This is a genomic window from Bacteroides caecimuris (assembly GCF_001688725.2).
Classification (GTDB): domain Bacteria; phylum Bacteroidota; class Bacteroidia; order Bacteroidales; family Bacteroidaceae; genus Bacteroides; species Bacteroides caecimuris.
The window spans coordinates 2,953,989-2,975,546 of sequence record NZ_CP015401.2 but is presented as its reverse complement, the minus strand read 5'-3'; the positions used below and the strand labels follow the sequence as shown (position 1 = coordinate 2,975,546).

General features: G+C 42.6%; 13 protein-coding genes. 11 read left to right on the top strand and 2 right to left on the bottom strand.

All coding sequences use genetic code 11. The features are described from left to right. Nucleotides 1-8 precede the first annotated feature (8 nt). Nucleotides 9-1,193 carry a C1 family peptidase gene (locus A4V03_RS12970; protein ID WP_065539189.1) on the bottom strand — a complete coding sequence of 395 codons (1,185 nt, stop codon included), beginning with the start codon at nucleotides 1,191-1,193 and terminating at the stop codon, nucleotides 9-11. A gap of 386 nt (nucleotides 1,194-1,579) precedes the next feature. Here A4V03_RS12970 and A4V03_RS12965 point away from each other — a divergent pair, with 386 nt between their 5' ends. Continuing rightward, complete coding sequence (locus A4V03_RS12965) at nucleotides 1,580-2,425, top strand: patatin-like phospholipase family protein (RefSeq protein WP_065539188.1); 846 nt, start codon at nucleotides 1,580-1,582, stop codon at nucleotides 2,423-2,425. Between the two features lie 48 nt (nucleotides 2,426-2,473). On the opposite strand, the gene A4V03_RS12960 is transcribed toward A4V03_RS12965, so the two are convergent. After that, nucleotides 2,474-3,499, bottom strand: a complete 1,026-nt coding sequence (locus A4V03_RS12960; protein ID WP_065539187.1) for a helix-turn-helix transcriptional regulator — start codon at nucleotides 3,497-3,499, stop codon at nucleotides 2,474-2,476. A gap of 139 nt (nucleotides 3,500-3,638) precedes the next feature. Between A4V03_RS12960 and A4V03_RS12955 the strand changes: the two genes are divergently transcribed. The 10 genes from A4V03_RS12955 (at nucleotide 3,639) to A4V03_RS12910 (ending at nucleotide 21,536) form a co-directional block, all read left to right on the top strand. After that, entirely contained in the window at nucleotides 3,639-6,128 is a 2,490-nt protein-coding gene (locus tag A4V03_RS12955; protein ID WP_065539186.1) for a DEAD/DEAH box helicase, read from the top strand. Nucleotides 6,129-6,508: 380 nt separating this feature from the next. After that, nucleotides 6,509-9,631, top strand: a complete 3,123-nt coding sequence (locus A4V03_RS12950; protein WP_167371341.1) for a SusC/RagA family TonB-linked outer membrane protein — start codon at nucleotides 6,509-6,511, stop codon at nucleotides 9,629-9,631. 21 nt (nucleotides 9,632-9,652) lie between these two features. Continuing rightward, nucleotides 9,653-11,395 carry a RagB/SusD family nutrient uptake outer membrane protein gene (locus A4V03_RS12945; RefSeq protein ID WP_065539185.1) on the top strand — a complete coding sequence of 581 codons (1,743 nt, stop codon included), beginning with the start codon at nucleotides 9,653-9,655 and terminating at the stop codon, nucleotides 11,393-11,395. Nucleotides 11,396-11,521: 126 nt separating this feature from the next. After that, on the top strand, nucleotides 11,522-13,354 hold the full coding sequence (locus tag A4V03_RS12940) for a DUF4980 domain-containing protein (RefSeq protein WP_065539184.1): 1,833 nt from the start codon (nucleotides 11,522-11,524) through the stop codon (nucleotides 13,352-13,354). Between the two features lie 392 nt (nucleotides 13,355-13,746). After that, complete coding sequence (locus tag A4V03_RS12935; protein WP_065539183.1) at nucleotides 13,747-14,916, top strand: MFS transporter; 1,170 nt, start codon at nucleotides 13,747-13,749, stop codon at nucleotides 14,914-14,916. A gap of 35 nt (nucleotides 14,917-14,951) precedes the next feature. Continuing rightward, entirely contained in the window at nucleotides 14,952-15,839 is an 888-nt protein-coding gene (locus A4V03_RS12930) for a carbohydrate kinase family protein (RefSeq protein ID WP_065539182.1), read from the top strand. A gap of 300 nt (nucleotides 15,840-16,139) precedes the next feature. After that, the gene (locus tag A4V03_RS12925) at nucleotides 16,140-16,469 is read left to right on the top strand and encodes a hypothetical protein (RefSeq protein WP_141243564.1); all 330 of its coding nucleotides are present in this window, start codon (nucleotides 16,140-16,142) and stop codon (nucleotides 16,467-16,469) included. Between the two features lie 33 nt (nucleotides 16,470-16,502). Then, entirely contained in the window at nucleotides 16,503-17,732 is a 1,230-nt protein-coding gene (locus A4V03_RS12920) for a hypothetical protein (protein WP_065539180.1), read from the top strand. A 17-nt stretch (nucleotides 17,733-17,749) separates the two neighbouring features. Continuing rightward, complete coding sequence (locus A4V03_RS12915; protein WP_141243563.1) at nucleotides 17,750-18,286, top strand: hypothetical protein; 537 nt, start codon at nucleotides 17,750-17,752, stop codon at nucleotides 18,284-18,286. Nucleotides 18,287-18,740: 454 nt separating this feature from the next. After that, the gene (locus A4V03_RS12910; protein ID WP_065540418.1) at nucleotides 18,741-21,536 is read left to right on the top strand and encodes a hybrid sensor histidine kinase/response regulator transcription factor; all 2,796 of its coding nucleotides are present in this window, start codon (nucleotides 18,741-18,743) and stop codon (nucleotides 21,534-21,536) included. Nucleotides 21,537-21,558 lie beyond the last annotated feature (22 nt).

The following is a 21,558-nucleotide window of genomic DNA, read 5'->3' as shown; positions in this document are numbered from 1 at the left end:
AGTTATCTTTATTTAATCCCCAGCTTCTTTGCGATTTCTTTGGGAAGGGCATCTTTGTGTACAAGAATATTCATAGTCTTGTAAGCTACGAATGCTTTGGAAGCATACCAGATGCCGTTGTATTTGCCGGATTTACCCCATGAGTTCTTCACCATGAAGTATTCTTTTCCGTTCTGGTCTTTGGCGATACCGTAGATAACCATTCCATGGTCATCTGTTGTTTCCCAGTTGTCGAAAGCAACCTGACGCATTTCCTGGGTAATATCCTTTTCCGGGAAAGGTTTGGTGAACAATTCTCTGCGTTTGTCGGCGGCAGTCAGACCTGTCCAACGAGCCATATCCGAACCTGACAGTTCCGATTCTTTGGCTGCGTCCGGCATAACGGCTATACCATCGCGTGAGAATCCTTGTTCGCTCACGTCGCTACCCCATGCAAAAGTATAACCTTTCTTTACAGCGTTGTCCATTACAGCCATCAGTTCGTCGATAGGCAGGTTGTAAGACAAACCGTTGCGCCAGTTATCCTGAATTTCGATAGCGAATTGGGAATAGAACGGATGATGTGTATAAGAAGTCAGTGATACGTAATCGTCAGGATTCAATCCCAATGATTCAGCAAAGGACTTCGGAGTATATTCCTTGCCTTTGTAAGTGAAGTTTTCCGGGCACTTTCCTAAATAGGTGTCATAGACTGCTGCCAGCCCGTTTTTCCATACTGGAGTCAACTTGCTCAGTTTGCCTTTAGCGATGGCGTTGATATAGCCGGAAGCAACAGCGTCCAGTTCGTTATGTACCGGCAGAGTATCGCCGTACATGATACCCGGCATCACTTCCTGCGGAACGATACCATAATTCTTGATGCAATACATTACATCGTAGAAACTTCCGCCTGGAGAGAAAGAACTGTCACCGTGATAACGTACATAGTTCGCGCCACGGTCTTGCATTGTTTTGTGCACTACGAACATTTCGGCCAGGTCATACTCGCCTTTGCCCATACGGAGTAATTCTGACTCTACAAATCCGAGAGTTGAGAAACTCCAGCACGTACTCGAACGGTTCTGGTTCTTGATGGAAGTAATAGGGTTTTCTTTCACTGTCGTGAATACAAATCCCTCTTGGGGCTTTGCGTCTTGTGCCATCATGCCCAAGCTACATAAGCTCCAGGCAGCAATAAGGATACTCTTTTTCATTCTTATAATATTCATATTAAATTTGTTTTGGCTACAAATATAATGATTCCTCTTTTGAAAACCATCCGTTTGGATTCAATTTGCATAAAAAAAGAATGAATATTACTGTATCTTGGCACGGTAAGTCCGTTTGGAGAAGGTGATTATGCTGTATGACAAAATCTGCAGAAACGTATGATTATTGTTAAGTCTTTTCTTACTTAAAACAATAAAGTTAGCCTAAAGTTACATAGATTGATGCAGAAAAAAATAAGATTTTGTTTGAATATTTGCTATTTTTGTCGGGTAATCTGTCTTTTGTTTGTTTTTATAATAAATATGCAACCAACAGTAATTAGACGGAGTATGTAGAGAGAGTGGTAAATAAAAATAGGGGGAGATAAAAAATGAAGAATTTGGAAATAGATGAATTTACCGGCTTGGTGTTGGAAGGCGGGGGAATGCGCGGCGTGTTTACTTGTGGCGTACTCGATTATTTGATGGATTGTGATATCCGGTTCCCTTATACGATAGGGGTGTCTGCCGGAGCGTGCAATGGACTGTCCTATGCTTCCCGTCAACGGGGACGTGCCAAATACAGCAACATTGACCTGCTGGAAAAATACAATTATATCGGTCTGAAGTACTTGCTCAAGAAACGGAATATCCTCGACTTCGATTTGCTGTTCAATGAGTTTCCCGAACACATCCTTCCGTATGATTATGAGACGTATTTTGCTTCGCCCGAACGTTTCGTTATGGTGACGACGAATTGCCTGACGGGAGAAGCCAACTACTTTGAAGAGAAAAAAGACAAGAACCGGGTGATTGACATTGTCCGTGCTTCCAGCAGCCTGCCTATTGTTTGTCCCATCGCTTATGTGGACGGTATTCCGATGCTTGATGGGGGAATCGTAGACTCTATTCCTTTGCAGCGTGCCATTTCCGACGGTTACACTCGCAATGTCGTTGTGCTCACCCGTAATCGTGGTTATCGGAAAGACTCGAAAGATATTCGCGTTCCGTCATTCATATACCGTAAATATCCGAATTTGCGCGAAGCGCTGGGGCGTCGTTGTGCCGTGTATAATGAACAGTTGGAAATGGTGGAGCGTATGGAAGACGAGGGAAAGATTATCGTTATCCGTCCGTTGAAACCTGTTGCCGTAGACCGCATCGAGAGAGATGTGCGGAAGCTGACGGAGTTTTATCAAGAAGGATATGAGTGTGCAAGAGTTTTATTTGAGGAATAAACGGCCTTCATTCTTCTTTTATTGAATGGCGGATAGGACAGTTGTTTTTTACTCTGAGTTTGTTGTATATTGTTCGGCAGCCCTTTTTAGTTTCTTGCCCATCAATTCTACCAATGTCTGCGGATACAGAATTTGTATTCCGTCGGCATATCCGAAGAATACCCGTTCCAGTTCATGGTTGACGACTACTTCAATTTCTAGTATGACACTTCCGTCGGTTAATCTTTCTATCAATTGCTGACTGCGGTGTATTGGTTTGGTTATGATGTAAGGCGCTTCGTCAGCCTTTACTTTGAAACCTACTTTTTCCGCTTTGCTTCCTGAGTTCTTGGTTACTCCGACAAGGTCGTCAAAGAATGTGTTCGGATCGAAGAATGTATTTCTTATGTAATGTTCCTGTGGCAGAACTTCCAGTGATTGTATTCTGTCCAAAGCCAAATTTTGCAATATACGTCCGCTTTTCCTTACTCCATAAACGAACCACCGGTTGCGATATTCTTTTAATAGATAAGGATAAAAAATAAAGCTGTTGGCCGAGCGCGCTTTGAACGAACGGTATTTCAGCCGTATGGGATGCTCGTTCACAATGGCGTGATAGATCGTATCCAGATAATCCAGTCCTTTCAATGATTCATTCTTTTCAAAGTCAATGACAGGAGTGGTTTTCATTCGGGCAGAAGCGACATGGTCTTCCAGGCGGTTGATAATATCGCTCATTTCTTTAAAATGGGAGAAACTTTTAAACTGCCTCAACACTTCCACGGCTTCCGACATCGTTTTCAGGTCTTGTTCGTTCAGCGGAGTTTGTGTAATGCTGTATTCCGGGTCTTCGTATTTATAGTATTTATTTTCGTACACCACAATCGGAGCGTTATAACCCAGCTTCTCGCTGCGCATCATCTGTATATCCATCTGCACGGTACGTTTGCTTATTCCTTTGTCGATGCCTTCATATTCGTAAAGGGCATCCGAACAGGCGTCCATCAAATCTTCCAACGTCCAGCGTCGGTAAGGATTACGCAGACAGTTGTCAATTGTTTTATAACGTATCAAGGCATTTCTATTGGCCGGCATAAGCAGAAGAATAAAGATTGGCTTCAAAAGTAGAAAAATAAATTCAGGAAAACAAACCGATATAAAATACATATGTGTAATGTCCGTTTTATTCTTCTTTTTTTGTAATTTTGGCGGACAATATAAAACTTAGTACGATATGGCAAAGAAAAATAAGACCGCTAAAAGTGCGAAAGAATCAATAAATAAGGTATCCTATCATTATCGACCGGACAATATGACTTTGCAGGAATGGCAGATTGCTTTGCGCAGGCAGGCGGCAATGAAAGAGAAGTTTGCCATTTCCGAACATAACAGGAAGGAGTACCCCGGCTATTATAACGTGGTCAATTCCGTAACCCGTAACGAATATAGGGTGGTATACAGAGGGCAAGATAGTCCGTGGAACTACTGCTCATGCATGGATTTCAAGACAAGCCAATTAGGTAGCTGTAAACATCTGGAAGCTGTGAAACTCTGGATTGAAGACAATCATCGCAAAGTATGCCGGGACATTCCGCCTTATACATCCGTTTATTTGTCTTATCAGGGAGAAAGAAAAGTATGTCTGCGGATAGGGACAGACAATCAAGAAGAGTTTCGTCGCCTGGCAGCTCCTTATTTTACTCCCGATGGAGTAATGCGCCCTGAAGCGTTGGATTCGGTTACCGAATTTTTTCGTGATGCCGTGCGGTTGAATAATACATTTCGCTGGTATCCGGATGCTTTGGGGTTTATTCTTGAGCAACGCGACCAGCGGAGACGCGTACAACTTTTACCTGAGTATGCTTCCGATACAGCCTTGGATAAGTTGTTGAAAACCAAACTTTATCCTTATCAAAAGGAAGGTATACGTTTTGCCTTTCGTGCAGGAAAGTCTGTTATCGCTGATGAAATGGGCTTGGGAAAAACAATCCAGGCCATTGGAACGGCAGAACTGATGAAAGCTCACCATTTCATATCTTCGGTTCTCATTGTATGTCCTACATCATTGAAATATCAATGGAAAAAAGAAATAGAACGTTTCACGGACTCCAAAGCAATTGTTGTAGAGGGCAATCATCTGGTGAGAAAGAAACTCTACGAAGCGGAAGAGACTTATAAAATAGTTTCTTACAACAGCATTTGTAATGATATAAAGATTCTCAAATCTTTGCATACCGATTTCCTCATCATGGATGAAGTGCAACGCTTGAAGAACTGGAACACGCAGATATCAAGAAATGCCCGTCATATCGAATCGGAATATGCAGTAATTCTTTCGGGTACTCCGCTCGAGAATAAGCTGGAAGAGCTTTATTCAATCATGCAGTTTGTTGACCAGTTCTGTCTGGGGCCTTATTATCAGTTTATCGATGAAACGGTGGTCAAGTCGGATACCGGTAAGGTGGTCAGCTATAAGAATTTGAATGCCATTGGTGAACGGATGAAGAATGTGCTTATCCGGCGCCGGAAAAAAGACGTGGCTCTTCAGTTGCCGGGGCGCATGGATAAAGTTCTGTTTGTCCCCATGACCGAGCAACAACGGGATATGCATGATGAGTATCAGAACATGGTAGCCCAGTTGGTGTATAAATGGACAAGGACGCGTTTCCTGAGTGAAAAAGACCGTAAGCGTTTGTTGATGATGCTCAGCCAGATGAGAATGATATGTGACAGTACTTACATTCTCGACCAGAAAAGTCGTTATGATACGAAAGTAGAAGAAACGATGAATATTCTGAAGAATGTTTTTGAGAGCGGAGACGAGAAAGTTGTGATTTTCAGCCAATGGGAGAGGATGACGCGGCTTATTGCGAAAGAACTCGATGAATTAGGTGTCCGTTATGAATATCTTCACGGTGGAGTGCCTTCCGAAGCCAGAAAGAATTTGGTGGAGAGCTTTACCGAACTGCCGGAGAGCCGTGTATTCCTGTCGACAGATGCGGGAAGTACCGGACTGAATCTTCAGGTGGCTTCGATATTGATTAATCTTGATTTGCCTTGGAATCCGGCGGTTCTCGAACAACGCATAGCCCGTATTTACCGAATTGGGCAGAAGAGGAATATCCAAGTGATTAATCTTGTTGCCAGCCAGACTATTGAAGAAAGGATGTTGTCGACATTGAATTTTAAGACTTCTTTGTTCGAAGGTATTCTGGATAATGGGGAAGATACCATATTCTTGGAAGACAGTAAGTTTGATAAGATTATGGATTCTATCAAAGTGGTGGCTGATGCTTCTTCTGAGATAGCGGATGATAACCGTGCGGACGGCAGTAACATTGATTGGGATGATAAGGAGGAGAATATCAATCAAGTGGCTGATGATGAAAAGGTAGTAAAAGAATTGGTAGAATCGCCGGAAGAGGAAGCCATTGAGCAAGCAAGGCCGTCGGTCATATCGGAACAGATGGAAGAGGCTTCGGATTCATCTGTCAGTGACGCCGAAGAGCATCCGGAACGATTGGTTCAGCAAGGACTTTCTTTCCTTAGCGGTTTGGCTCGTACGCTCAGCTCGCCGGAGGCTACTCAGAAATTGGTGGATTCTATAGTCGAAGAAGATAAGGAGACCGGACAGACCACGCTCCGGATTCCTGTGCCTGATAAAGAGAGTGTGGCGGGTATTCTGAATCTGTTTGGGAAGTTGCTGACAGGTGCGGGGAAATAAGTCTTAAGAAAGAAAAACAAACTGTGTCAGGAGCCTGCTGACACAGTTTGATTCTGTTTTATACTTGAGAATCTATCTAAACATATTTAATTGATTAGATGTAATCTTCGATACATTTAATCTCATCTTTCCATTTTTTAAGTTCTTATCACCTACAAAGGTAATATTTCCCATACTTACTGCAGAATAGATACTCTATAATTCTTCTATCTCGGATAATAATGTATAAAACCCTATAAAATAGCGTTCTATGCAACAAATATTATAGCCTTTGAAACATTTTTTTTAGCTGTTTGATATAAATCAACCGAAATTTGCACCATCGATAAAAAGAAAATTCGTACTTTAAAATTAATAATATTAAACTAATGCTCAGTATTATGAAGAACAAAAAACTTCTTTGCAGCGTTTGTTTCCTGTTTATGTTCTTGTCAGTCCTCAGCGGACAGAACATAATGGTAAAAGGAAACGTAACTTCCAAAACAGATGGGTTGCCGATTATCGGTGCTTCCGTCATTGAATCAACCGCTTCGGCCAACGGTACTATTACCGACTTTGATGGTAACTTTACGTTGACAGTAAAGCAAGGTTCATTACTTACCATTTCTTATGTAGGTTTTAAATCAGTCAAAGTGGAGGCGAAAGCTTTATTAAACGTTATTTTGGAGGAAGACTCCGAAATGTTGGAGGAAGTGGTAGTGACAGGCTATTCTACCCAAAAGAAGGCGGACTTGACAGGATCGGTTGCCGTTGTCTCGACCAAATCTTTAAAAACTTCGACTGATGCCGATCCGATGAAAAGTCTGCAAGGTAAAGTACCGGGTATGACAATTACTACAAACGGTTCGCCCAGTAGTACAGGAACCATTCGCATTCGCGGTATCGGTTCTTTCAATTCATCACAAGATCCCTTGTATGTGGTTGACGGAGTGCCTACTACTCGTGCTTTAAACTCTCTTAATACCAATGATATCGAAAGTATGCAAGTGCTGAAGGATGCGGCATCCGCTTCTATTTACGGTTCGCGTGCATCGAACGGTGTTATTATCATTACAACGAAGAAAGGAAAGAAAGCCGATAAAATGCAGGTCGACTTCTCGGCAAATCTGGCTGCGCAGTTTTACACTTCCCAATCGTTGATGAAGCTCTCGAACACTTCGGAATACGCAACAGCTATGGCTCAGGCTGCTTTGAATGACGGATTAGACCCGGTTGCTTATGCCGGAAATTATGGATTGAACCTGAAAGCCGCAAGCGGCACGCCCATTACGGTTTGGAATCCGGCAACGGGAAGTTATGTAAATTATACGGTAAACGGCTTATACGATGGTTACATCAATCAAAAGAAAACAATGAAATATTCGGATACCGATTGGCTGAACGAAATATCGCGTACCGGGTTCTTGCAAAATTATGATTTGTCTCTTTCACACGCTAATGACAAACATTCCACCATGTTTTCTTTGGGGTATAAGAAGAATAATGGTATCTTGAAATACACTGATTTTGAGAATATATCCGCTCGTATGAATTCCTCCTATAATGTGAACAAATATATCACCATAGGTGAGAACTTCACTGTGACATATACCACCCAGGTAGATTGCGCTCCGATGGAGAATGCGTTGAAGATGGCTCCTACTGTTCCGGTTTATGAGGAAGACGGTGTGACGTTTGCCGGTCCTGTAGGTGGAATGAGCGACCGTCAGAACCCGTTGCGCGAATCATATAATAATCGTGACAACCATCTGGACTACTGGCGTCTGTTTGGTAACGGCTATGTAGAGTTGAAACCGCTCAAAGGACTGGTGCTTCGTTCAAACTTCGGTATCGACCATTATTCTTCATTCATCAATGCGATGACAAACACTTTTCATTCTGATATTGTGAATAATGACATAGCGAAAACAACGCTTTCTCACAATAATGAAACAAACTGGACATGGTCGAATACTGCCAACTATAATTTCCGATTGGCCGATAAACATGATATTACCGTATTGGCAGGTACCGAAATGACCAAGCAATCCGTGATTGATTTTTCTGCTTATTCCGAAGAGTACGCTTTGGAAGATAAAGACTATATGTGGCCCAATGCGGCAACTGGTACAATGAGAAACGCTGGCGCAAAGGTAGGGTTCCGGTTGGCTTCTTTCTTTGGAAAGATAGACTATAATTTCGACGATTTCGTTTTGGCGTCTTTCACCATTCGCAGAGACGGTTCTTCCAGATTTGGTAAAGATAATCGTTGGGGTACTTTCCCGGCAGCGACTCTCGGATTGCGTTTGTCTAAACTGTTGCGGAAAGATTGGATGGACGACTGGAAACTTCGCTTTTCATGGGGACAGACCGGTAATCAGGCAATAGACAATAATGCCCAGTTTGGACTTTATGTAGCCGATTATGGATTAGACCGTGTTACTTCTACCGCTTACGACTTACTGTTGCAATATTCGGGAACGTTCCCTTCCGGTTATCGTGCCACTCAACTTGCGAATCCTAATTTGAAATGGGAATCGGCCGAACAGTTCAATATCGGTACAGACTTCACACTTCTCAAAGGCTGTTTATACGGTTCAATAGATGGATATGTGAAAGATGTGGACAATATGTTGATTAATCCCTCTTACTTGGGCGCACTGGGAGAAGGTGGGGCATCTTGGGCCAATGGTCCTTCATTGCGCAACTGGGGAATGGAGGTTGCTTTGGGTTATCGCAAGACTCTGGCTTGCGGGCTTGGAATTGATGTAAACGGAAACTTAGATTTTTTCCGCAATAAAGTAACTTACCTTCCTGCAACCTCCACAGGATCTTATGCACACACAACAACGGAGAATCTGGTTCAGTCCGGTCAACCATACGGCTCTATTGTAGGCTATGTGGTAGAGGGTATATTCCAACATCAGGCCGAAGTGGATGCTTCCGGTCAACCGAACGCACGTGTAGGTGGACTGAAATATGCAGATTTGGATGGTAAGAATGGTATTACAGCCGATGACCAAACTTGGATTTACAATCCTGTTCCGGCATTTTCTTATGGTCTGAATATCGCATTGAATTATAAAGGATTTGATTTCAGCATGTTTTGGCAAGGGGTATATGATAAGGACGTGTATAACAACCAAAAGTTTCAGACTGACTTCTGGAGTATTACAGATGCGGGCTCAAACAAAGGAAACCGTTTGTTGGGTGCGTGGACTACCGCAAACACCGGTTCCACTATTCCCGCACTGACCACTAACAATACTGCCGATGAAGGTCGCGCTTCAACCTATTTTGTAGAAAACGGTTCCTATTTGAAGTTGCGCAATTTGCAACTGGGATATAATTTGCCTGCCTCATTCTTGTCTAAATTCAAAATGAGCAATGCACGTATATATCTGTCGGGACAGAACTTGCTAACAGTCAAAAGTAAAGGTCTGACTTGTGCCGACCCTGAAAATCCGGATTGGGCTTATCCGCTGGCCACCTCTGTGTCATTCGGTCTGCAACTTAGTTTCTAACATACTAAAAGAAGAAAAACAATGAAAAAGAAAATATATACATTTGCACTTGCCTGTTTGATGGGTGTATCCTTTACAAACTGTAATGACTTTCTCGACTATAATCCCACAGCAGTGATTGATGAAGATAAAGCGTTCTCCGAACCGGAGAAGATGGTGAATGCCGCTTATGCCATGTTGGGCGACTGCTGGTTTTCCTATCCGTTCAATCTGTTTCCTTATGGTGATATAACATCTGACGACTGTTTGAAAGGTGGTTCCGGGACGACCGACACCGGCTATCATCCTTTTGAGATTTGGTCTACGTTGACGGCTACTACTCCGGGTGAGATGGACGAGCTTTGGTATCGTCTCTATTGTGCCGTTTCCCGTTGCAATCGTGCGTTAGTGTCTTTGGACAGAAACGGAGTGAACAAACTTGGTGAGGATTTATGTAAGCAGCGCATTGCGGAAGTTAAATTCTTACGCGCGCACTTCTATTATAAATTGTTGACCGTGTTTCGCCAAGTTCCTTGGATTGATGAAGTGGCGTATTCAAACAATACCATCGAGCAGATAAGAAATGACCAGTTTACGTATCAGGAACTCTTTGGTAAAATAATAGCTGATTTTGAAACTGCCTATAATGTGCTGCCGGACGAACAGGCTAATGGCGGACGGGTAAATAAGATTGCCGCTGCGGCTTACCTGGCAAAGTGTTATTTGAACTTGGCATGGGGAGACGGTTATGAAGCGACTACCGGCGTATCTCATATAAATAAAGAATATATGAGCAAGGTGGTAACATATACGAAAGACGTTGAAGATTCCAAGTATGATTATCTGGAAGATTTCGGCGACATCTTTTTGCCGGATTACAAGAACAGCAAGGAATCGGTCTTTGCCGTACAATGTTCCGACTATAAGGATGATAACACAAGTTTCGGACGTGCCAACTGGTCGAATATGTTGAATGGGTGTTGGGGAATGTGGACTTGCGGATGGGACTTTCATAAGCCTTCGCAGAATCTGGTGAATGCATTCAAGACAGAGAATGGTCTGCCGATGTTTGATGACTATAATCATCAAATCAGCTATCCGGTCAACGGAGAAGTGAACGAACAGAAATGGGACCCCAGACTCTTTCATACAGTCGGCATGCCTACCTATCCATACAAATATGAAGCAGAATATGTGATGACGAAAGACAACTCCCGTACGCCGAATACGTATGGCTATTATACTTCCTTGAAAGAAGTGCCCCAACGTTCGAAAGGAGAGACTTACAACGGATCATGGCAGGCGTTCGCAATGAACGATTATGTATTCCGTTATACGGATGTGATGCTGATGCGTGCTGAGGCATTGATTGAATTGGACGAACTGGACAAAGCCCGTGTCATTATCAATGATATTCGTCAGCGTGCAGCCAATTCGATTGAAAAACACATTTCTTATGCAAAAGAACAGTGTGAGATTGTGATTTATCCGGAGTCTTACTTCCAAGACAAGGAAACTGCGCGTAAGTGTCTGCGTTGGGAGCGTCGCTTGGAAATGGCGATGGAAAACGGACGTTATTTTGATTTGCGCCGTTGGGGGATTGCTTCTAAAACGCTGAATGCTTACTTTGCAAGCGAACAAAACAGTGTATATGACGGACAGACCTATGCCCAATATTATAAGGATGCTCATTATGAAGCGGGAAAAAATGAGTTCTTCCCGATACCTTATAACCAACTGTACTATATTCCAGGATTATATACCCAGAATAAGAATTATGAATAGGCTCGAATCATGCGGAAGTAACATTTTTTACAGCGTTTGAAACAAATTTGATAGGCGTTTCATCCCGAAGCGCCTACCTTTGCCTACATCAATCATACTTTAATCATATTTTAATACCATTGAAACATGAATGTATTTCTTTTATCTAAGCAATTTCAGGCTGTTCTGATTTATTTTTTACTTATAACTTTTTCTTTTTCGCTCCGCGCAGCAGATTCTCCTTTATTGATAAAGAATCTTGGAGAAGGACATTACATGGTACGTATTAATACCAATCAGAAGTTTTTTCTTCTACCGGTAGAAGAAACTGCCCCCGATGTACGTATCAGTATGATTATAAATAATGAAGAGGTGAAATGGCTGGATGTACGGCTGGCGATGCATAAAGTGGATTACTTTGTTCCTGTAGACATTTCCAGTTATTCAGGCCGGACGATTTCCTGCAAATTTAAACTACAAACGAATGATCCTCTTCATACAAACTTTTCTCCTGAAAATACGGTTTGCTGCAAGGAAATGAGATTATCCGATACGTTTGATACAGCTAATCGGGAAAAGTACCGTCCCACTTATCATTTTTCGCCCCTTTATGGTTGGATGAACGACCCGAACGGAATGGTATATAAAGACGGTGAATATCATCTGTTTTATCAATACAACCCTTATGGTTCTCAATGGGGAAATCTAAGCTGGGGACATGCCATCACCAAAGACCTCGTAAACTGGAAACATCTTCCTGTTGCTATAGCTCCTGATGCATTAGGAACAATTTTCAGTGGCTCGGCTGTGGTGGATTACGATAATACAGCAGGATTTGGTGCAGGTGCTATTGTTGCTATCTACACTCAAAGCAGTGACCGGCAAGTGCAAAGTATAGCTTACAGCACCGACAACGGACGTTCTTTTACTAAATACGAAAACAATCCCGTTCTGGTGTCTGAGGTCTGTGACTTCCGCGACCCGAAAGTGTTTTGGCATGCAGAAACCCATCGGTGGATTATGGTATTGGCAGTAGGGCAGGAAATGCAGATTTTCTCTTCTCCTAATCTGAAAGATTGGACCTTTGAAAGTCGTTTCGGTGAAGGACAAGGTGCACATGGCGGCGTGTGGGAATGTCCCGATTTGTTTGAACTTCCAGTAGAAGGTACCAATGATAAGAAATGGGTGTTGCTTTGTAATTTGAATCCAGGAGGTCCTTTCGGAGGAAGTGCTACTCAATATTTTGTAGGCTCCTTCAACGGAAAAGAGTTTGTAAACGAATCACCCTCCAAAACCAAATGGATGGACTGGGGAAAAGACCATTACGCTACTGTTACTTGGAGTGATGCCCCCGACAACCGCCGTATCGCCATCGCATGGATGAGCAACTGGCAATATGCAAATGATGTTCCTACCTCCCAATACCGTAGTCCGAACTCCGTTCCCCGCGATTTGAGCCTGTTTGCCGCAGACGGTGAGATTTATCTCAAATCCGCCCCTTCTCCCGAACTGCTGAAACTGCGCGACATTTCGAAGAAACGTTCGTTCAAAGTAAGTGGAACACGCACGGTCAAAGAAATGATTCCGGGTAACGAAGGTGCTTACGAAATAGAACTGACCATCAAGAACCAACATGCAGACATTATCGGCTTCCGTCTCTACAATGATAAGGGCGAGGAAGTGGACATGCAATATGACATGAAAGAGAACAAATTCTCTATGGACCGCCGTAAAAGCGGAGATGTCAGCTTCAACGAAAATTTCCCGACGCTGACGTGGACGGCTATCGAAAGCGGAAGGAATGAACTGAAACTTCGCCTGTTTGTAGATAAATCAAGTGTAGAAGCATTCGGTGACGGTGGACGTTTCGCAATGACCAATCAGGTATTCCCGTCGGAGCCTTACTGCCATATCGGCTTTTACAGCAAGGGCGGATCCTATAAGGTAGATTCGTTTGTGGTTTACCGGTTGAAGCCATAGGACTCTTCTATGTAATCTGTAGGCTCTTTTCCCGGTTCCTTACGGCAGAGTATATCCACCCTTACGGGTTCCTACACTTAAGGTAACGGTATACTTCTGTTAAGCCTACGGTATAAGTAGCTTGCCACGGCAGTGGTAGATTCTTCTCACGGGCATGAAGAGAAGCTACCACAGCCATGAAGAGAATTTGTCACGGCCGTGACAAATCAACAATATCGTAGCTTTCATCCTATTATAGCGGTGTGAAGCAAGAATCGGATAAGGGGCAAACAGGTTTGCTCCCGTAAGGGCGGACAAATTAAGCCCTAAAGATACAGAAATTATACAATAACAGATTCACTTTGTAGCATACGGATAAACAGGTATGCGAAATTTAAGTAACAGATATAACAATGGAAAACAGTAAAAACTCTTCTCTCTCCAAACTTATCCCGGTGATGCTATGCTTTTTCGCCATGGGGTTCGTTGACTTGGTAGGCATTGCTTCCAATTATGTAAAGGCAGACCTTGGTCTGTCGGACTCACAAGCAAACATTTTTCCCTCACTTGTCTTCTTCTGGTTCCTGATTTTCTCCGTACCGACAGGGATGCTGATGAGCCGTATCGGTCAGAAGAAGACTGTATTGCTCAGTCTGATTGTCACTTTTGCTTCTTTGTTATTGCCGATTTTCGGTGACAGTTATATGCTGATGCTGATTTCTTTCTCCCTCTTGGGTATCGGAAACGCATTGATGCAGACCTCTCTGAATCCCTTGCTCTCCAACATCGTGAGGGGTGACCGCCTGGCAAGTAGCCTGACTTTCGGTCAGTTTGTAAAAGCCATCGCTTCTTTCCTTGCTCCTTATATTGCCATGTGGGGAGCTACACAAGCCATCCCGACTTTCGATTTGGGCTGGCGCATCCTGTTCCCGATTTACATGATTGTAGCCGTTATTGCTGTTCTGTTGCTCAATGTCACACAGATTAAAGAAGAAAAAGAAGAAGGCAGACCGTCTACTTTCGGACAATGTCTCGCTTTGCTCGGCAAACCGTTCATCCTGCTTTGCTTCATCGGTATCATGTGTCATGTCGGTATCGACGTAGGTACGAACACTACCGCTCCGAAGATTCTGATGGAACGCATCGGAATGGGACTGGATGATGCCGCTTTCGCGACAAGTCTCTATTTTATCTTCCGTACGGCGGGTTGCTTCCTGGGTTCTTTCATTCTGCGCAAGATGTCTCCGAAATCTTTCTTTGCTATCAGTGTAGTAATGATGTTGGTTGCCATGATTGGTTTGTTCATCTTCCACGAGAAAGCGATTATCTATGCTTGCATCGCCCTGATTGGTTTCGGTAACTCTAACGTATTCTCCGTCATCTTCTCGCAAGCGTTGCTTTATCTGCCGAGTAAGAAAAACGAAGTCTCCGGTCTGATGATTATGGGGCTTTTCGGTGGAACGGTATTTCCGTTGGCGATGGGAGTGGCTTCGGACACTTCACTGGGACAGAACGGCGCTATTGCAGTAATGACAATCGGTGTGCTTTATCTGCTGTTCTATACGCTCCGTATCAGAAAATAATTTTATATTTGGGAATCAATTAAACTCTGTTTATCATGAATAATACGATAGTAGGAATGGGTGAAGCACTATGGGATGTGCTGCCCGAAGGAAAGAAAATAGGCGGTGCTCCGGCAAACTTCGCTTATCATGTTTCGCAATTTGGCTTTGACAGCCGTGTAGTCAGTGCGGTAGGCAATGACGAACTGGGGGATGAGATTATGTCGGTCTTTAAAGACAAGAAACTGAATACTCAGATTGAACGGGTAGATTATCCTACCGGTACGGTGCAAGTGACACTGGACGCCGAAGGTGTGCCCTGTTATGAAATCAAGGAGGGGGTTGCCTGGGATAACATTCCTTTCACGGACGAACTGAAACGTCTGGCGTTGAACACACGTGCCGTTTGCTTCGGTTCGTTGGCGCAGCGCAATGAAGCAAGTCGCGCCACTATCAACCGCTTCTTGGACACCATGCCCGATATAGACGGACAATTAAAGATATTCGACATCAATCTCCGTCAGGACTTCTACACCAAAGAAGTGTTGCGCGATTCCTTCCAACGCTGCAATGTCTTGAAGATAAACGACGAAGAGTTGGTGACCATCAGCCGTATGTTCGGTTATCCGGGCATCGACTTGCAGGACAAGTGCTGGATTCTGTTGGCCAAGTACAATCTGAAAATGTTGATTCTGACTTGCGGCATCAATGGCAGCTATGTATTTACTCCGGGCGTTGTCTCTTTCCAGGAAACGCCGAGAGTTCCCGTAGCCGATACGGTAGGAGCGGGCGATTCTTTCACGGCAGCTTTCTGTGCTTCCATATTGAATGGCAAGCCGGTTCCCGAAGCTCATAAGCTGGCGGTGGAAGTTTCTGCTTATGTCTGCACGCAGAGCGGGGCGATGCCGGAACTTCCGCAGGTGTTGAAAGACAGATTGTTATAATCGTTCGTTTGTTAGAGTAAAGATATAATAAGTATTTCACAGTATATTTGCCGTAATGACATTTGTACTGTGGAATTTTTTGTATTAATAGAGTAATTTGTCCGTTCATTTGTTAAAACTTATTTTTTATTTGGTTCTGAACAGAGAAAACATATCTTTGTAAAATAATATAAGTCTTTGCTTGATATGAGGGAACACATTTACAGATTTCGGTCTTGTTATTAATAATAGTTGTGTCTGCTTGTACGCCTCCCTCTCCTGTGGACGTATGTTTTTGGGGGGGAAGAAGGAGTAAAAAATGTGGGTGCACTGCAACTTATCCGATTGATGCAGGAACAAGAAGGAAGTTATGAACGATTTGAAAGAGAACTTTCCGATAAGACTGCATTATATGAATATACTGTTTTGGAGGCTTCCGGTGATTATGGAATGTATTATTCCGTGCCATATACAAATTCAGATAATATAGTAGAAGGATGTATTGTTTATCCTGTGGACGAACTTTTTTCTTGGGAAACTAAACGAATGGATGGGATATTGGGAGTGCCGTTCCGTATAGATGCGGTTGTTTTGAATGAGCAAATACCTATTATCAAGCAATATTTGTATTCATCACTTTTTAAGGACTGAAGAAAAGAAGGGCTTGTCATTGACGATGAATTAGTGGCACCTGCTATATTATTGGAGGAATTCCCAATAATAACAAATGGAAAGGTACAAACACGGTATGGTACAGTGTCTGGTTATGGATATGGTGATAGCATGGGAGTGGAGATGGATTATACATATACGGGTTTGAGTAGTTGGACTCATAATGGTCTTATTGTCTCTACTGTTAACCTTGAAGAATTGAAAAATGAAATCGAAACCTTTTTAATATCTGGTGCTGAAATGCCGGGAGGGTTCCCTGTATATTTAGAATGTATTCATATGTCTGCTTTTCGTATGGAAGGATTGTTTGTTTTTGATAGAATTGTAGATGTTGAATACGCCCGAAGGGTAATGAGTAATTTGGCCCGTTTTTTGAATACCTACTGGAAGTACCGCCAATATGGTTTTAGATGTCAATATACATGTCGATTTGCTGGTACTGATGGATATATTCCGTCCGGTAGTGGGACAATCATTACAGGTGGTGGTAGTAATAGTAGTGGTACATCTTCTCCTCCTTTTTATCCGTTGGTGGAAAAGATTATATATGATGAAGGGAATTTAACTTCCAAACAACTGGAGCAATTAAATGAAGCAATTCAAGAAGCAATCAATCATAATTGTTATATTGAGGCGGCTTTTAATTACTTGACGAAGAAAGAATGTCAGTTCAGTTCGGTGAAAATAGACCCGAGTTTGCAAGGAAGCGGAGGGAATTCTGTATTATTGGATGGTGAAGGCAATCCGGTGAGAGTAATTTTGAAGTTTGGTGATGAGGAATATATTTGTGCTCGTACCTTTAGTCATGAATTGATACACTTACTGCAAATAGAGCAAGGAATGTATGAGGGATTGGATTCACGTGGAATGATGGAGTATGAAAGGGTATTAATTGATGATATTGTATTTTATTCGAAATTTAAAGGGAAAATAGAAAGGGCTACATATGAGGATTGGCAGAGTAAACTATATCCGTTAGTTTGTGGAGAATTTTACAAGAATGAACTTGAAAATCATGAAGAATGGGATAAACAACAAACTATATATAAAGATTGGCTGAGTCGTTTAACTAAAAAGGGGATTCCAGAATCTATAACCGATTCGGATTTCCGAGAATGGTCTTCTTTATTTTATGTTTATGACCGTTCTTATTCAATTACTAATGGATATAAATATAACGAATCTTATGGTCCTATAGTTTTAAATAAAATATTAGGATTGATAAAGGAAAATTGTAAATAATGAAATATAAAATGTTTATGAGAACAATCTTATTTTTCAGTCTATTATTTATAGGTATAAATCTGTTTGCTAAAGATACCATTGTCTATGTGCAGACAAAGGAACATAATGTGTATGAAAAAATGTATTATAATAATCGTATCCGTATTTGTAATGTCCAGTGTGCTGTAGATAAAGAAAATGAAAAGGATTGGAGAGATTATTATAGGATAACTGTTGGAGAAGTCGATCCCCGTGATGTAGTGAAACGTTATGTTGGACCTTATCTGAAGGATATGCAGTTAACAAAAGAAGATGATGATTTCACGATTATGATTAGGCATGGACTGGATGGAAGGTTTCTGCATATTATGTATGTTTGTACAATAAAGCTGGATCATATTCCTATTGAGGTATTCGAACAAATAGACAATTTTTTGAAAGAATATGGGAACATGAAAGAAGTGACCTCTATTCCTCGTCAACCTGAGGAGGAAATATATTATATTTCCATGATGTTACCCTGTAGCTTGATAGACATGCAGGAAAGTGTATTTCTGAATTCTTCGGAATAGTTAAAAGATTGTTTAATGTAAAAAATATGTGCTTAAGAGAACAATATTATTACTGAGCCATGATAGCTTATACGATAACCGTAGTAGGGTTCAAGTAGTATGTGTTCGCGTATAGGCATAAAAAAAGGAGCAACGCCTTGCTCCAACCTTTGTTAACCTTAAATCTAATACTATGAAAAACACAGTGCAAAGATACGGACTTCTGTGAAATCTGCAAATAATCCAAATAAAAAGAGATGTTTTATAACATTGATTAAGTGTTTTGTTTACCTCTTATACTTTTGTTAATAATTTCCCGGTGAATATTTTTAGTTATCTTATCTTCTTTAGAGAGAGTAATTTGTAGAAAAATCGGGGGATAGTTAGCTAACTTGCAGATTTATTTTTATTTTTGTTCTGAATCAATCTGCTAAGTACTATGAAAACGATGAAAGTATTTAAAACGATTAAACCGATGAAATACACGCAGTGGATAGTGATATTGTTTTGTCTTATCGGCATGACTGCCTGTCGGCAGGATGCCCCCCGTTTCCGTATTGGGGTGGCTCAGTGTAGTGATGATTCCTGGCGGCATAAGATGAATGATGAGATTCTCCGTGAAGCCATGTTTTATGACGGAGTGTCGGTAGAGATACGGTCGGCGGGCGATGATAACCGTCAGCAGGCGGAAGATGTCCGTTATTTCATAGATAAAGGTGTCGATTTGCTGATTATCTCTGCCAATGAAGCGGCCCCGATGACTCCGATTGTGGAAGAGGCTTACCAAAAGGGAATCCCTGTTATCTTGGTCGACCGGAAGATTCTTTCTGATAAATATACTGCATATATCAGTGCTGATAATTATGAAATAGGCCGCGCAGTAGGAAATTACATGGCATCCACTCTGAAAGGAAAAGGAAATGTGGTGGAGCTTACCGGACTGAGTGGATCGACTCCTGCAATGGAACGTCATCAGGGATTTATGGCGGCTATCAGTAACTTTCCTGATATAAAGCTGATTGATAAAGCGGATGCAGCCTGGGAGCGCGAACCGGCGGAAGTAGCAATGGATAGCATACTCCGTTGCCATCCGAAGATTGATGCCGTATATGCGCATAATGACCGCATAGCTCCCGGAGCTTATCAGGCTGCCAGAAAGGCGGGGCGGGAGAAAGAAATGATATTTGTCGGTATCGATGCCTTGCCGGGCAAAGGAAACGGACTGGAGCTTGTGCTTGACAGTGTATTGAACGCTACCTTTATTTATCCGACTAACGGTGATAAAGTACTGCAACTGGCAATGAATATTCTCGAAGCAAAACCTTACCCGCGTGAAACCATAATGAATACAGCGGTAGTAGACCGGACTAACGCACATGTCATGCAACTTCAGACTGCTCACATCTCGGAACTGGACGAAAAGATAGAAACACTGAACGGACGTATCGATGGATATTTGTCACGTGTGGCTACACAACAAGTGGTGATGTATGGCGGTTTGGTTATTCTCTTGCTGGTGGCAGGATTATTGGTAGTTGTCTACAACTCGCTGCGTTCTAAAAATCGTTTGAATAGAGAGCTCTCCGAACAGAAAAGGCAGTTGGAAGAGCAACGGGATAAGTTGGAAGAGCAGCGCGACCAATTGGAACAACAGCGCGACAAACTGGCAGAACAGCGTGACCAGTTAATACAGCTTTCTCATCAGCTGGAAGAGGCCACCCACGCCAAACTTGTTTTCTTTACGAACATCTCTCATGATTTCCGAACTCCCTTAACTTTGGTGGCCGACCCTGTGGAGCATCTGTTGGCTGATAAGACGTTGAGTGACGACCAACACCGGATGCTACTGTTGGTGCAACGAAACGTGAATATCCTCTTGCGTTTGGTCAATCAGATATTGGATTTCCGTAAATACGAAAACGGGAAGATGGAATATACCCCCGTTCCGGTTGATATTCTTTCCTCTTTCAAAGGTTGGAACGAATCTTTCCTGGCGGCAGCCCGCAAAAAGCATATTCATTTTTCTTTTGACAATATGCCGGATACGGACTACCATACCTTGGCAGATGTAGAGAAGTTGGAACGCATTTATTTTAATCTTCTCTCCAATGCCTTCAAGTTTACGCCGGAGAATGGTAAAGTTACCGTCCGTTTGTCTGCCTTGACAAAAGAGGATGACCGATGGATTCATTTTACCGTATCCAACACCGGTTCGATGATTTCAGCCGAACATATCCGTAATATTTTTGACCGTTTCTATAAAATTGATATGCACCATGCCGGTTCGGGGATAGGGCTGGCTTTGGTAAAGGCTTTCGTCGAGCTGCATGGTGGGACTATATCAGTGGAAAGTGACGAAAAGCAAGGCACCGTCTTCACCGTCGATTTGCCGGTACGGACTTGTGCTTGCGAGACCTCTTCTTTGGAAGAATCTCCGGTATCTTCTGTTTCCGAAGCTTCTTCCTTGAACGATGCTTTGCCCATTGAGGAAGAGGAACTGGAAAAGAACTATGATTCTTCCAAACCTTCCGTACTTATCATTGATGATAATGTGGATATTCGTTCATATGTTCATGGACTACTTCATACAGACTATACTGTCATTGAAGCGGCGGACGGTTCGGAAGGTATCCGCAAGGCTATGAAATATGTTCCGGATTTGATCATCTCTGACGTGATGATGCCGGGCATTGATGGTATTGAATGTTGCCGTCGTCTGAAAAGCGAACTGCAAACATGCCATATTCCCGTTATCCTCTTGACTGCCTGTTCTTTGGATGAACAGAAGATTCAAGGTTATGATGGTGGTGCGGACTCTTACATTTCCAAGCCTTTCAGTTCGCAATTGTTGCTGGCGCGTGTCCGCAACCTCATAGATTCGCATCGTCGCCTGAAACAATTCTTTGGTGGCGGACAGGCATTGGCCAAAGAAGATGTCTGCGATATGGACAAGGATTTTGTAGAAAAGTTCAAAGCCTTGATTGACGCAAAGATGGGAGATTCCGGTTTGAATGTAGAAGATTTGGGCAAAGAAATGGGCTTGAGCCGTGTGCAGCTTTATCGGAAGATAAAATCCTTGACTAATTATTCTCCTAATGAATTGCTCCGTATTGCCCGTCTGAAGAGAGCTGCGTCTCTGCTCGCTTCGTCGGATATGACGGTAGCCGAAATTGGTTATGAAGTCGGTTTCAGTTCACCTTCTTATTTTGCCAAATGCTATAAGGAACAGTTTGGCGAGAGCCCGACGGATTTGTTGAAAAGAAAAGGATAAAACTTCAGCCCGCCATTGAACG

Excerpts from the sequence above, each read along its gene's own strand:
- A4V03_RS12970 (WP_065539189.1), bottom strand. The coding sequence starts at position 1,193 with ATGAAAAAGAGTATCCTTATTGCTGCCTGGAGCTTATGTAGCTTGGGC.
- A4V03_RS12965 (WP_065539188.1), top strand. The coding sequence starts at position 1,580 with ATGAAGAATTTGGAAATAGATGAATTTACCGGCTTGGTGTTGGAAGGC.
- A4V03_RS12960 (WP_065539187.1), bottom strand. The coding sequence starts at position 3,499 with ATGCCGGCCAATAGAAATGCCTTGATACGTTATAAAACAATTGACAAC.
- A4V03_RS12955 (WP_065539186.1), top strand. The coding sequence starts at position 3,639 with ATGGCAAAGAAAAATAAGACCGCTAAAAGTGCGAAAGAATCAATAAAT.
- A4V03_RS12950 (WP_167371341.1), top strand. The coding sequence starts at position 6,509 with ATGAAGAACAAAAAACTTCTTTGCAGCGTTTGTTTCCTGTTTATGTTC.
- A4V03_RS12945 (WP_065539185.1), top strand. The coding sequence starts at position 9,653 with ATGAAAAAGAAAATATATACATTTGCACTTGCCTGTTTGATGGGTGTA.
- A4V03_RS12940 (WP_065539184.1), top strand. The coding sequence starts at position 11,522 with ATGAATGTATTTCTTTTATCTAAGCAATTTCAGGCTGTTCTGATTTAT.
- A4V03_RS12935 (WP_065539183.1), top strand. The coding sequence starts at position 13,747 with ATGGAAAACAGTAAAAACTCTTCTCTCTCCAAACTTATCCCGGTGATG.
- A4V03_RS12930 (WP_065539182.1), top strand. The coding sequence starts at position 14,952 with ATGAATAATACGATAGTAGGAATGGGTGAAGCACTATGGGATGTGCTG.
- A4V03_RS12915 (WP_141243563.1), top strand. The coding sequence starts at position 17,750 with ATGAGAACAATCTTATTTTTCAGTCTATTATTTATAGGTATAAATCTG.
- A4V03_RS12910 (WP_065540418.1), top strand. The coding sequence starts at position 18,741 with ATGAAATACACGCAGTGGATAGTGATATTGTTTTGTCTTATCGGCATG.